Consider the following 12,592-nt stretch of genomic DNA (forward strand, 5'->3'; position numbering starts at 1 on the left):
CTTTAAAACGGACTTGTTCTCTGATGGCGAATATGATGGAAAAGAAGTTTTTTTAAAATATAAATATCATTAATTAAATAATGAAACCTCTTTAAACTGGCCATAACAAACATATTCAATTATCTGGCCAGTAAAATCGAGTTTATAATCCTGTCATCGCCAAAACCGCATCAGGATAGCGGTTACCTTCCACCTCAAAGGTTTCAACTTTTTTTCTGATTTTATTGATTTCTTCTGGGGTTAAACTGATATTCAAAGATCCAATATTTTCTGTCAATCGATGCATTTTTGTAGTGCCTGGAATAGGAACAATCCAAGGTTTTTGAGCTAATAACCAAGCCAATGCAATTTGTGCAAGCGTTGTTTTTTTCTCTTCTGCAATTTGTTGCAAAAGCTGAATTAACCCTTGATTTTTTTCCATAGCTTTGACAGTAAAGCGAGGAAATACACTACGCAAATCTTTAGGATCAAATTGAGAATTTGCATTTAACGTGCCTGTTAAAAATCCTCTACCTAATGGGCTGAATGGAACCAAGCCAATTCCTAATTCTTCACAAGTTTGTAAAATCCCATCAGTTTCAATCTGACGTGTCCATAAAGAATACTCATTTTGTAACGCTGAAACAGGCTGTACCGCATGCGCACGTCTGAGCGTTTTAACCCCAGCTTCTGACATTCCAAAATATTTGACTTTTCCTGCTTGAATAAGTTCTTTGACCGTTCCAGCCACATCTTCAATAGGCACATTTGGATCAACGCGATGTTGATAAAGCAAATCTATATAATCTGTTTTTAAACGCTTTAACGAAGCATCAACAACTTTTCGAATATGGTCGGGCTTGCTGGTAACGCCTTTATTTTGGCCATCAATAATATTAAACCCAAATTTAGTAGCAAGTATAACCTGATTACGAATAGGACTTAACGCCTCACCTACCATTTCTTCATTTTCATATGGGCCATAAACTTCTGCAGTATCAAAAAAATTAACCCCTTGATCTACAACTTGACGGATGAAAGTAACAGCATCGGACTTAGTGCCACCACTATATCCCCATCCCATACATCCATATCCCAAAGCAGATACTTTTAACCCTTGTTTTCCAAGTGAACGATATTGCATAGTATTCCCTTTTATTTTTAATATTTTGATTAAATATAACATTCAATACAGAAAAGAATTAGATATAAAATAAACATAGTTTTATAAAATATATTCATCAATATCGTATGTGTCCTCACTTGGTTTCTTTGGTATCCTATCATTACAACAGTCATAACCTCAATTTGTCTTTAAAAATAACAGTGCGACAAATGATCATCTTAATCATAATGAGTAATTTAATAAGATAAACTTTTGATAGGAATACTATATAATGTCAGTTGTTACTGAATATTTGAACATTTTAAAAACGCACTTTACCACAGAAGATATAAAATCTTTTAATAAAGTTCACGGTGCCGCACATTATGAGATAGAAAAACTTAGAGCCAAATATCCTTTATGTCCAGATAGTCTCATTGAATTGCTAAGTATCGTAGATGGAACTTATAACCGAGATTATGGAGATGGAGAGGCTGTATTAATATATATGCTGGGCTCTGATGTATATGAATATCCTTATTATTTATTATCAACACAAGATATGTTAAACGAAGCCAAATCATCTCCAAATAGTATTTTTGAAATATATATGGATGGTGACAATACAAAAGATGATGCGTTAGAAGAATTTGTAGAAGTCGATCCTCGCATTGATATTCATTTACCTCTCAAACAACATTTATGCTTTTCTCATTGTATGAATAACGGTGGTACCTCACGACTATATATTGATTTTAATCCTGCAAAAGAAGGCAATATAGGGCAAATCATTCGATATTTACATGATCCAGATAGCTATATTGTCATTGCCGATATTTTTGATGCGTATTTACAAGATTTAATTGATAATGATTTTGAATTTTTAACTGAAGAAGATGAATAGATTATTTAATATTAACTATAACATATCTATTTCTTTTTTAGTATATAACACGAGTAATACTTATATTCCCTGCACAACATTTAGCAATTCACGTAGTTCATGATATAATAGCCAAACATGATAAGAATTTGGCCGTAATTTTCAGAGTAAATCGAATTCAACCTCTTAAATTTTAGCAAAAAAAACTAAATAAAAAGCTTATGAGCTGTATTAATTATAACTTAAGCAGCCCATAGTTTTGTTCGGTTTAATAATCACAATATGAATTCACGTTATATTCGTAAACAAAAATAATTTTTTTATAAAGCTTCTTTAATTAAAACGGAACTTTAACTGGAAAGTTACTAATTATTTTTAAATTATGATCAATCTTTTAGTAATGGAAATTGATTTAACATATTTTGTAAATGAATAGCATCCCATGGCATATGCTCGGTTATTCCCACTCCTACAACATTCGTTACCGCGGCCGTATCTTGAACCACTCTGGTTAATTGTGGCAATGTCATTTCACCATGAATAATATGATCAAAGAAACCTGCTTCTTTATTTGGATCAGCAAACAATAAAGCCCTGAATAAGCTAGCATCTAGGACATCAAGATCAATATGAATAAAGAGTTTGGTAACGTTTTCCTCTTTGATCCACTCTACAATAGAATGACTATTGTCAGCTAGTTCAAATGGCGTGGCTTGGCGTAATCCCAATCTTTGGATAACCTCTGTTTCTTGTTCTGTTGTTTTAGGTAATCCACCAAACATCACTTTTTTAGGGTTCAATTTCACAGGCACTTTGGCTGCAAAAACGGGATCTCCTTCTCCTAATAAATTTCCTAACACCATTGCATGTTCATGTTGGAATTCTTTGGGTGTGGTCACATCAGGATGCGCATCCATCCATAAAACACCTAAATTGCCATCATAACGTTGATTTAAATAACTAATTGGTGCTTGCTCAACCAAGCAATCCCCACCAAAAACAATAATTTTTTCAGGTTGATGTTGCTTAATAATATCCGTGCATTTTTGTAACTGTTCTAGCAATACACTCTGTTCAACAATACCTCTTTCCTTTTGAATAGAGGATGCATCATAAGGCTTTATCGGAACTTCAATCGTCGGACTGTTTCCCTTAGGAGCCAACCATTCAAGTAAACGCGCACCCAAAGGATAGGCTGGATTATTTCCGCCGCCTTGCCATTGAGGCATTAACAACCGTAAAGTTTTACTTTGTGACATGATTATATTCCTTGAACAATTAGGTTTAAGATGCTCCCAGAGCTCTTCGAATAAGCTTTTCAAAAATAGGAATTTGCGTATCTAAATTAATATTAGGATCATAAGCTGTTCTTGTAATCAGCCCATCAACCATCGAGTAAACCCAGATCGATACAGTTTCAAGATCCTCATGAGGATCGATCTGTCCCAACTCAATAGCTTTTTTCAATAAATCAATAAAAGCCTCCCTCATTATTTTATCACTGGCAAGAAAGGCTGAACGCACGGATGGATTACGTGTTGCTTGTGCCAGGATCTCTGTCCATAATCGATGATCAATCGGATAAGATACATCTCGTATACACTCCAATAAAGCACCCAACAATGCATCAAACGAAGGTGCTGTTACCAAAGCATTTTGTAATTTTTTTGTCGCACTCATGTGATCTTCAATAATAATATGCAAAAACAATTCTTCTTTATTCGTAAAATGCACGTAAATACTGCCTTGGCTGATTTTTGCGGCTTTTGAAATGTCTGAGATAGAACAACCCTCATATCCTTTCTTTGCAAAACATTCTGCTGCACTTACGATCAGTTTTTGTCGTGTATCTGCTTTTTTATCTTGATGCTTAACCATAAATTTAACACTTATTTATTGAATGAACGATCACTCATTAAATTATAGTTTCGAATTAAATTGCGTCAAGTTTTATTAGAGATAAATTTATTCTTTCTTTTCAACTTATAGATTTATATAAGAATACATACCTATCCACTTTATTTAATTGTTACATCATGACCCAACCTAAATTCCACTGGACTAAACAAGCTCAACATAAAAATGCCCGCGCAGGAACATTGCATACGGCACATGGAGATGTACAAACGCCAACCTTTATGCCCGTTGGCACCGTAGGCACTGTTAAAGCAATGACTATGGACGCGGTGCGCTCTACTGGTGCTGGAATTGTATTGGGAAATACTTATCATTTAATGTTACGTCCAGGAGCAGAGTTGGTACACGAACTGGGTGGATTACATCAATTTATGGATTGGCCAGGCCCTATTTTGACGGATTCAGGTGGATTTCAAGTGATGTCCTTAGGGGATTTACGTCAATTGGACGAAGACGGTGTAACATTTCGCTCTCATCTTGATGGATCAGCACACCGTTTAACGCCTGAAAGCTCTACTGATATTCAGTATTTATTAGATGCTACGATAACAATGTGCTTTGACGAGTGTCCTGCGTTACCAGCGACTTATGATACTATTGCTAAATCTATGCGTCTATCTATGCGCTGGGCAGAGCGTTCTCGTAAGCAATTTAAAAATCGCCCTGGTTATGCGCAATTTGGAATTGTTCAAGGTGGAATTGAACCTGACCTACGAGCCGAAAGTGTCGAAGCATTAACCAATATCGGCTTTGAAGGCTATGCCATCGGTGGGCTGGCCGTCGGGGAGCCTCAAGAACAAATGTTCTCTACACTTGATTTCACGACGCATTTAATGCCAACAGACAAACCTCGTTATTTAATGGGCGTTGGAACCCCTGATGATATGTTAGGCGCTATTGAACGGGGTATTGATATGTTTGATTGTGTGATGCCTACACGCGCAGGGCGCACAGGACGTGCCTATACCAGCCGTGGCACGTTAAATATGAAAAATGCGTGTCATATTCATGACCCTCGCCCCATTGATCCAGAATGTGATTGTCTAGCTTGTTCAAAACATAGCCGTGCGTATATGACCCATTTATTCCGCGCCAAAGAAATCCTTGGGGCGATGTTATTAACGTGGCATAATATTGCTTATTATCAACGTTTAATGCGGACTATTCGTCAGGCGATTATTGAGGATAATTTGACCGAAACCGCAGCCACTTTGCGAGCTAATTGGGCAAAAGGGGATTGGTCTGTGGATGAATGGAATTAATGTCCGCTTGCCTTTAAAATAGGTTGAATAATCTCCCTCTCCATCTCTTTATATACTTCGGTTTCAGGTGTGATGAGAGGGAGTATTACGTTTTTTGCAAAAGCTTCAGGCGTATTTCCACAACGAGTTAAAACGAGTAATTTTTTTAGTTCAGTAACAATTTCACCTGATGCTTTTTTTAGATCATCTTTTGGATTTCCTCGGTCAATGCTATTTTGAAGAGCTATTTGCTTGATTGCTAAGGCTTGATCCAATAACGCTTGTTTATTTTCTTGAATAACCAGTTTTTGTATTAACTCATCATCAAATAAATAGCCTTCTATATTACGACGGGAAATTACAAAAATTTCTTTTTCTTTTAGATCAATAACATCATCATCACTATGATCATCACGATCTACTAAACGAATAACTTTACTTTTTTGATCTAATACAGATGAAAGCATTTTAAATTCTTTAGTTTCTTGTACAAGATCATTACTTGATCCACCTGAAATAAAAGTAATGTTAGAATAATTCTCTTGAAAAATCTTAGTATAAATATCTGCATCAAAATTAAAGCGTTTCTTGCCCTCAAGACTCCCCTCACACAGCACAATAATCTCTGGTGCAAGTTTTTCTTCTAAACCATCCAAAGCAACTGATAAAAATTTCTGACATACGACTTGGTTTATGGGCGATGGTGTTAAGGTTACAGGCTGATCAAAGTCAACCCCATCAAAATCAAGAAAGACAACACTGCCTGGATATTTAATAGAAAGCTCTTTGGCTTTTGTCATTATCCCCAATGAATGTGTTGTAATCCATAATTGTCCCTCATCTGGAAATAAATTATATATTTCCTCTATGAGTTTTCCTTGTAATTTTGTATGAATATGCGCTTCAGGTTCATCGATAAACAATACTGTATATTTATAATCTCTTACATTAACAATAATATCTAGTAATAAATCAAATACTGCCTTTTCACCACTAGATAAATTTTTATAATGATAATGCTCTACATTTCCTTTAGCAAAATAAAAAGAATTCGCTTCAGAAAACGGTACTATACTTTTTAAAATTAACCCATCAAAAATCCTCTGCATTGACCTTTTAATTTGAAAAGTGTACTCATTCCTTAATTCTTTTATAGTTTTTAAATCATCTTTTCCCCATAAAACTTCATCTATTATTTCAACTATTAATCTTTTATAATTTATAGCAACTCTTTGATCATTATGTATTAATTTTTTATAAATTACATCCGTCAAATGATGATCCGCTTCTATTTTATCAATATTTACATCTGGATCATTACGAAAAGCACTTCTAAAACAAAGAACTGTCTCTTCTATTTCCTCTCCAAAATGACACTCACTTTTTATAGATATATTTGAAAGAGAAAGTATATCTTTATTATAATATATATAATCACTTTCTTCTTTCTCACGACCAACATTATACTGATAATTGAACGCTTCAAACACAGACGTTTTCCCACATCCATTTGGCCCAACCAAGACAACCATCTTGGCAGTTTCAGGAATTCCTTCGATGGTTAAATCCGTAAAACGTTTAAAATTTTGAATATGAATATTTTTAACTTTCATGATCGGTTCCTGAGCAAAAGTCTAAATTATTACTTTTCAGTTTAAGTCATTCCTACAGATAAACAAAATATTTCTTTGCAGAAATTAACTAACAATAAAAAAGGCTAGTCATTATTTAAAATGACTAACCCTATTATAAGCAAATCAATCAAACCCTCTTGGATTAATCAACTTTATTTATCTTAAAAACACGATCACAATTTATATCAATCGCGTTCAAATCCTATCCAGCAATTTTGGACATAAAATATCCAATCACTTGGTTATTATCGGTCAATTCTGGATGGAATGAGCATACCAAAACATTACCTTGCTCTGCCATGACGATTTTATCTTCGTAAGTTGCCAAGGTTTTTACCCCTTGTCCAACAGAGTCAATAAAAGGCGCACGGATAAAGACAGATGGAATGGCTTTGCCAACATTTTCGATATCTAAATCAACTTCAAAGCTATCCACTTGACGGCCAAAGCCATTACGGGTTACCGCAATATCAATCAAGTTTAATGGCTTTAATTTTTCTCCACCATCCGTAATCCCAGACCCACACAAGATCAACCCTGCGCACGTTCCGAATACTGGATTGGTTTTAGCGAATTCTTGAATAGGTTCATATAAATTAACCTGTTGGATCAAGCGACTAATCGCCGTTGATTCACCACCAGGAATAATTAGCCCTTGAACCTGTGCCAAATCAGCTGGAGTTTTAACGGCAATGCCTTGTCCACCCAGTTGATTGATCTGACTGATATGTTCACTGACCGCCCCTTGCAGGGCTAAAACTCCAACTTTCTTTGTCATTTTTATTGGCTTCTATCTTGCATACGGTCTGAACCGCTTAAATTCTTCATTTCAATCCCTTTCATCGGTTCACCTAAACCTTTTGAAAGTTCTACGATCATTTTATAATCTTCAAAATGGGTTGTTGCTTGTACGATTGCACGAGCGAATTTCTCTGGGCTGTTCGATTTAAAAATACCAGAACCAACAAATACACCATCCGCACCCAAAGACATCATTAATGCTGCGTCTGCTGGGGTTGCAATCCCACCTGCTGCAAAATTCACAACTGGCAATTTACCTAATTCTTTGATTTGTTTTAAGAGTTCATAAGGCGCACCCATATCTCTGGCGACAACCATTAATTCATCATCAGAGGTCGCAACAACGTCTCTGACTTGTGCTTGCACCATACGCATATGACGAACAGCTTCAACAATATTTCCTGTGCCTGGTTCCCCTTTGGTACGAAGCATAGAAGCCCCTTCCCCAATACGACGAAGTGCTTCGCCAAGGTCACGACAACCGCAAACGAAAGGAACCGTATATTGGCTTTTTAACAAGTGGAATTCATCATCTGCTGGGGTTAAGACTTCACTTTCGTCAATATAATCAACGCCCATAGCTTCTAAAATACGAGCTTCGGCAATATGCCCAATACGCGCCTTTGCCATCACAGGAATAGTCACTGCTTTCATGACTTGTTCAACAATGGTTGGATCAGCCATACGAGCCACTCCACCAGCAGCACGAATATCAGAAGGAACACGTTCCAATGCCATCACTGCAACTGCACCTGCTGCCTCAGCAATTTTTGCTTGTTCAGCATTCACAACATCCATAATCACGCCGCCTTTTTGCATTTGAGCCATGCCGCGTTTTACGGTATCAGAACCAATTTTTTTATTCATTTTTTTCTCCATATATAAATTGGGTTCATCATGGAGAGAAAAGAGAAAAATTGCAACAACCAATTGGATTGTTTTTTACCCATCCAATTACAGATATTAAAAAAAACTATCTTTCATAAATCAAAAACCAACCCACTATCTTCAATCTGATCTAATTTAAATTTTAACAACTCATTTTGAACTGTTTTGTTGCAGCATCAGACCATTGTTGAATAATAGATTTATATTTATTAATTCTTTGGTCAATAATAGCTTGATCGTGATGACACCAAAATAAAAGCAATATAATCTCTGTCATCACATGAATTAAATAACCAATATCTATAGCAATCAAATGTTGATAAAATTGGTCTAATATTAGGTCATGAAGTTCTTTTACAAAAGCCAACGGAACTTGTTTTTCGAACTCAGAAACAAGTTGTGGAAATTCAGATTTATGTCGTAACATACTTATTGAATCATTTGCTCCTTTTTTTCCTTTTAAATAAAGAGGAGAGCTCAGCGAAATGGCAGGGAAAACAGTCATCATGCGTATGAAAAACAGGAGCATAATACTCTCCAGCATAAACTGGTTGTAAATATATACCTGTTAAAAAAGGACCATTTCTTTTAATGTGCTGCAAAGTTTTATATTTTTGATAATTTTTTAGAGCATTCTGCCAATCAGATCTGATTTTTTTTCCGAAGCTGTTAATTTTTTGAAAAGTGCCATAAAATTATTCTTATTTAAAAAATGATAGTTAACCCTCTATATAACCAGAATTAATTTCTTCTTGATATTCTGTTTGCATTATTTTTATTTAATCAGGAAAATTTTGTGAAGCTCAAATATAATTATTTAATTAATTTCATTTTTCTTAATTAATTTTAGTCAGAAAATTTCCAATAAGATTCTGAAGAACGATGATACTCCTTGGCAGGCATATCAAAATATTTTTTAAATTCGCGGCTAAATTGTGATTGGCTTTCATAACCAACAGCATGAGCGGCTTGACCAACACTCATACCATCAAAAACGATCATATCTCTTGCTTTATGTAACCTTAGCTTTTTAATGAACTGTAAAGGTGATTGCCCAGTTTTATCTATAAATATACGATAAAAAGTAGATGAGCTCATATTCACACTCTTAGCCATATTTTGTATATTTATTGGTTGTGCTATATCTAAATAAATATCTTCTATTAATTTGTCTATTTTACCATTAGTATTATTTCTATCATAATAGGATCTTAATGACAAATTATTCCGATCTTGTAATGCGTAAAATAAAATTTCTTGATGTATAGATTTTCCTAAAATTTGAGAAGCTATATCATCATTTATAATTGTTAGTAATCTGTGAATAGCTATACGCATATTACTATTAACTTTAGTCGGATTGATCGTTTCAAACCGTGGTGAATGATCGTGTCTTTTTGATTTTGTTTTGTCGGTCATAGGAAACTTAGTTAAAATCTCTCTAATATCGTTTTTGCAAAATTCTATAAATAACCCACAGACAGGCTTTTCATAACTGGCATTATATGAACATAGTGACGTAACTGGTGACGTAAAAACCAAATAATAATCTTGATCATAAACAAACGTATAATTTCTGATTTGTCCTTTTTTCTCCCCTTGAAGCAAAAAGAATAGACCTGACTGATAAACGAGTGGTCGAGGTAATGATGCTTCAACTCCCCAAAATAATTTAACCCCTTTTACAGCAGTTTTCATTGTTCCATTAGGTGCCTGGGTAATACACATGGAGATAGTATCTTTGACAATTTTTTTATAATTTTTTTTATTCATTTGACATAAATAGGCAAAAATTTGAATGTTTTCAACATATTTTTTATATAAAATGAATGTTATAAGAAAAACACTAATAACACATTAAGGAAAAATAAGTGACTAAAACACAAGAATTTACAGAGCTACTATCACAAGATCATTCCAGAAATGATGAACAATTATTTAATTTTTTTGATAGTCTATTACCTCTTACTATTGATGATATGATTTCGAAATGGAAAGGTGAAGACATTAATACTGGTCATTGGGTTTCCAAGGAACTTGTTAATATGAATTGGTATGGAAAATGGTATAAAAATCAACTGGAAGCTATTCCCCTTGTTTGTTTTAATCAGCAGGGAAAATTATTTTCTGAACAAAAATTTAAGGGAGAAGCATCATTATGGATGGTAGAATATCGCGGGGTTACAACAGCAACAATGGTTTACGATGGCGTTCCCATTTTCGATCATTTTAAAAAGATTTCAGACAATCATGTTCTAGGTGTAATGAATGGGAAAAACACAAGCGGATTGCCTGAAATAATTCAAAATGGTCGATATTATTTCTTTCATATGAAACGAGTATCCAATTATCCAACTGATTTTATTTCTTGATTTAAGATACTTTAAAAACAATTAAGTAAGTAAATCCAACCAATCAAAAACTTTAATAGGGAAAGTATAAAACTTTCCTTATTAGCAAAATTCAAGTTGCTTTTTAGTTCATTTTAAATTGACCAATTAATAAATTGTTCTTTGCTCTGCTGAATTTTTTTATTTAAGTCAGAACAATTTTCTTAGTTAATTTATAAATTTAATATAATCTTATTGTTTATTAAAACAGTGATAATATGATGTTCTATACTTACTAAGCAAGTATGTTTTAAAAAGCAAAATTTGTATTTTTTAAAATTATTTGTCTACATATTCATAAGAATATATCCATACTTTTTATTTATCATTTAAATAACAACAACAATATTATGTGGCATCTACCTTTATCCTCATCTAAATCTTTATATCAACAAGTCATTGACCTGATTGAACAGTCAATCATGAATGGGCAATTATCGCCAGGAGAAAAATTGCCCTCTGAACGCAAGATGAGTGTTTTATTACAGGTTAATCGTTCAACCATTATTCATGCATTAAACGAGCTTAGCGATCGAGGCGTGATTATTCGTAAAATTGGCAGTGGTTCTTTTGTTAATCCGGATAAATGGGGGTTACAAACACATCCTTTGATGAATTGGCAGCCTTTGAAATCAGCTTATACGGCATTTCCCAAGGATGACTATGTTTTACAAGTTCAACATCTGCGCAAAGAATGCCTTGAACGCCAAAAATCACTGCAAGATATGGCGACTGGAGATCTTTCTCCAACATTATTACCTGATTTAAACTTAACGGACTTCCCTGTAAAAGAACTTTTGTCACTTGAGCAAGATAATGAAACGACACAGCTTGGCCTGTATTCTTTTCGTCATGCTGTGCAAGATCACATGCAAAAACGATTGGGATTATCTGTTGATCTATCCGAGATATTAATTACTACAGGCACACAACAGGCTTTATTTTTAATCTCTCAAACCTTGTTAAAACCAGGCGATCGTATTGGTGTAGAATCACCGTCTTCGTTTTATCGTTTACCCATATTTCAAGCTGCTGGATTGCGAATTTGCGCGCTGCCGATGGATGAACACGGCGTAACATTACAAGGGTTAAGAGAATTAATTCAAAAAAATCCAATTAAAATGGTGTTTTTAAATCCTTTGTTTCAAAATCCTACGGGATCTTGTATGGATCACAAACGTAAACAACAGATTTTAAGCTATTGCCATCAATATCAAACCCCAATCGTCGAAGATGATGCGTGCAGCATGTTATCTTTTACATCAAACATCAATATTACGCCGATCAAAGCTTATGATACGCATCAACAAGTAATTTATGTGGGTTCTTTGTCAAAATATATGGGCAAGAATATTCGTGCGGGTTGGATTATTGCACCCAAAGCCATTATTACTCAACTGGCACATATTCGTCAGCAAATTGACGGTGGTTTAAGCGTCCTGCCACAATTATTAGCAGAAAATTATTTACGATATCAATTAGACCACCATTGCAAAGAGTTAAAACAACAACTTTCCGCCAAAGCAACGCGCTTATGCCAATGGCTACAAAACGATCACGCAGATCATTTATCCTTTATCCCACCGCAAGGCGGATTGTATTGTTATGCCAAGTTTCATGAGTATAAAATTAAAGATATGCCCAGAATTTTACAAGAATGGTTAAGTCATAACATCACTATTGCCAAAGGTAAGGAATTCGGCGGCGAAACCGGTGAAATTCGGTTTAATTTTTCTCAGAGCTGCAAGTAATGA

The 12,592-nt window shown here is 34.6% G+C and carries 12 protein-coding genes; 4 read left to right on the forward strand and 8 right to left on the reverse strand.

Features of this window, described 5'->3' with window-relative positions; translation table 11 throughout:
• Positions 1-142: 142 nt before the first annotated feature.
• The gene (locus COMX_RS05270) at positions 143-1,123 is read right to left on the reverse strand and encodes an aldo/keto reductase (protein ID WP_034337809.1); all 981 of its coding nucleotides are present in this window, start codon (positions 1,121-1,123) and stop codon (positions 143-145) included.
• 253 nt (positions 1,124-1,376) lie between these two features.
• On the opposite strand from COMX_RS05270, the gene COMX_RS05275 reads away from it, so the two are divergent.
• A complete protein-coding gene (locus COMX_RS05275; protein WP_034337812.1) occupies positions 1,377-1,988 on the forward strand; it encodes an SMI1/KNR4 family protein in 612 nt (203 codons plus the stop codon).
• Positions 1,989-2,353: 365 nt separating this feature from the next.
• On the opposite strand, the gene COMX_RS05280 is transcribed toward COMX_RS05275, so the two are convergent.
• The gene (locus COMX_RS05280) at positions 2,354-3,226 is read right to left on the reverse strand and encodes an arginase family protein (protein ID WP_034337815.1); all 873 of its coding nucleotides are present in this window, start codon (positions 3,224-3,226) and stop codon (positions 2,354-2,356) included.
• A gap of 25 nt (positions 3,227-3,251) precedes the next feature.
• Complete coding sequence (locus COMX_RS05285) at positions 3,252-3,845, reverse strand: TetR/AcrR family transcriptional regulator (protein ID WP_034337818.1); 594 nt, start codon at positions 3,843-3,845, stop codon at positions 3,252-3,254.
• Positions 3,846-4,003: 158 nt separating this feature from the next.
• Here COMX_RS05285 and tgt point away from each other — a divergent pair, with 158 nt between their 5' ends.
• Complete coding sequence (gene tgt, locus COMX_RS05290) at positions 4,004-5,146, forward strand: tRNA guanosine(34) transglycosylase Tgt (protein ID WP_034337820.1); 1,143 nt, start codon at positions 4,004-4,006, stop codon at positions 5,144-5,146.
• Here the strand turns inward: tgt and COMX_RS05295 are convergent.
• The 5 genes from COMX_RS05295 to COMX_RS05315 form a co-directional block, all read right to left on the reverse strand.
• A complete protein-coding gene (locus COMX_RS05295; protein ID WP_034337823.1) occupies positions 5,143-6,738 on the reverse strand; it encodes an AAA family ATPase in 1,596 nt (531 codons plus the stop codon). The two genes, tgt and COMX_RS05295, sit on opposite strands and share 4 nt — an antisense overlap.
• Before the next feature lie 223 nt (positions 6,739-6,961).
• The gene (gene pdxT, locus COMX_RS05300) at positions 6,962-7,537 is read right to left on the reverse strand and encodes a pyridoxal 5'-phosphate synthase glutaminase subunit PdxT (RefSeq protein WP_034337826.1); all 576 of its coding nucleotides are present in this window, start codon (positions 7,535-7,537) and stop codon (positions 6,962-6,964) included.
• Positions 7,538-7,539: 2 nt separating this feature from the next.
• Entirely contained in the window at positions 7,540-8,427 is an 888-nt protein-coding gene (gene pdxS, locus COMX_RS05305) for a pyridoxal 5'-phosphate synthase lyase subunit PdxS (protein WP_034337829.1), read from the reverse strand.
• A 163-nt stretch (positions 8,428-8,590) separates the two neighbouring features.
• Positions 8,591-8,977, reverse strand: a complete 387-nt coding sequence (locus COMX_RS05310; protein ID WP_152534161.1) for a hypothetical protein — start codon at positions 8,975-8,977, stop codon at positions 8,591-8,593.
• Positions 8,978-9,294: 317 nt separating this feature from the next.
• Positions 9,295-10,221, reverse strand: a complete 927-nt coding sequence (locus COMX_RS05315) for an AraC family transcriptional regulator (protein WP_084051515.1) — start codon at positions 10,219-10,221, stop codon at positions 9,295-9,297.
• Positions 10,222-10,319: 98 nt separating this feature from the next.
• Here COMX_RS05315 and COMX_RS05320 point away from each other — a divergent pair, with 98 nt between their 5' ends.
• Both COMX_RS05320 and COMX_RS05325 read left to right on the forward strand, forming a co-directional pair.
• Positions 10,320-10,820, forward strand: coding sequence for a DUF4334 domain-containing protein (locus tag COMX_RS05320; RefSeq protein ID WP_034337838.1), 501 nt, complete (start codon positions 10,320-10,322; stop codon positions 10,818-10,820).
• Positions 10,821-11,188: 368 nt separating this feature from the next.
• Complete coding sequence (locus COMX_RS05325; protein ID WP_034337841.1) at positions 11,189-12,589, forward strand: aminotransferase-like domain-containing protein; 1,401 nt, start codon at positions 11,189-11,191, stop codon at positions 12,587-12,589.
• Positions 12,590-12,592 lie beyond the last annotated feature (3 nt).

This window comes from Commensalibacter papalotli (ex Servin-Garciduenas et al. 2014), assembly GCF_000527695.1.
Lineage (GTDB): Bacteria > Pseudomonadota > Alphaproteobacteria > Acetobacterales > Acetobacteraceae > Commensalibacter > Commensalibacter papalotli.

Excerpts from the sequence above, each read along its gene's own strand:
- COMX_RS05325 (WP_034337841.1), top strand. The coding sequence starts at position 11,189 with ATGTGGCATCTACCTTTATCCTCATCTAAATCTTTATATCAACAAGTC.
- COMX_RS05315 (WP_084051515.1), bottom strand. The coding sequence starts at position 10,221 with ATGAATAAAAAAAATTATAAAAAAATTGTCAAAGATACTATCTCCATG.
- COMX_RS05275 (WP_034337812.1), top strand. The coding sequence starts at position 1,377 with ATGTCAGTTGTTACTGAATATTTGAACATTTTAAAAACGCACTTTACC.
- COMX_RS05310 (WP_152534161.1), bottom strand. The coding sequence starts at position 8,977 with ATGCTCCTGTTTTTCATACGCATGATGACTGTTTTCCCTGCCATTTCG.
- COMX_RS05285 (WP_034337818.1), bottom strand. The coding sequence starts at position 3,845 with ATGGTTAAGCATCAAGATAAAAAAGCAGATACACGACAAAAACTGATC.
- pdxS (WP_034337829.1), bottom strand. The coding sequence starts at position 8,427 with ATGAATAAAAAAATTGGTTCTGATACCGTAAAACGCGGCATGGCTCAA.
- COMX_RS05270 (WP_034337809.1), bottom strand. The coding sequence starts at position 1,123 with ATGCAATATCGTTCACTTGGAAAACAAGGGTTAAAAGTATCTGCTTTG.
- tgt (WP_034337820.1), top strand. The coding sequence starts at position 4,004 with ATGACCCAACCTAAATTCCACTGGACTAAACAAGCTCAACATAAAAAT.
- COMX_RS05295 (WP_034337823.1), bottom strand. The coding sequence starts at position 6,738 with ATGAAAGTTAAAAATATTCATATTCAAAATTTTAAACGTTTTACGGAT.
- COMX_RS05280 (WP_034337815.1), bottom strand. The coding sequence starts at position 3,226 with ATGTCACAAAGTAAAACTTTACGGTTGTTAATGCCTCAATGGCAAGGC.
- pdxT (WP_034337826.1), bottom strand. The coding sequence starts at position 7,537 with ATGACAAAGAAAGTTGGAGTTTTAGCCCTGCAAGGGGCGGTCAGTGAA.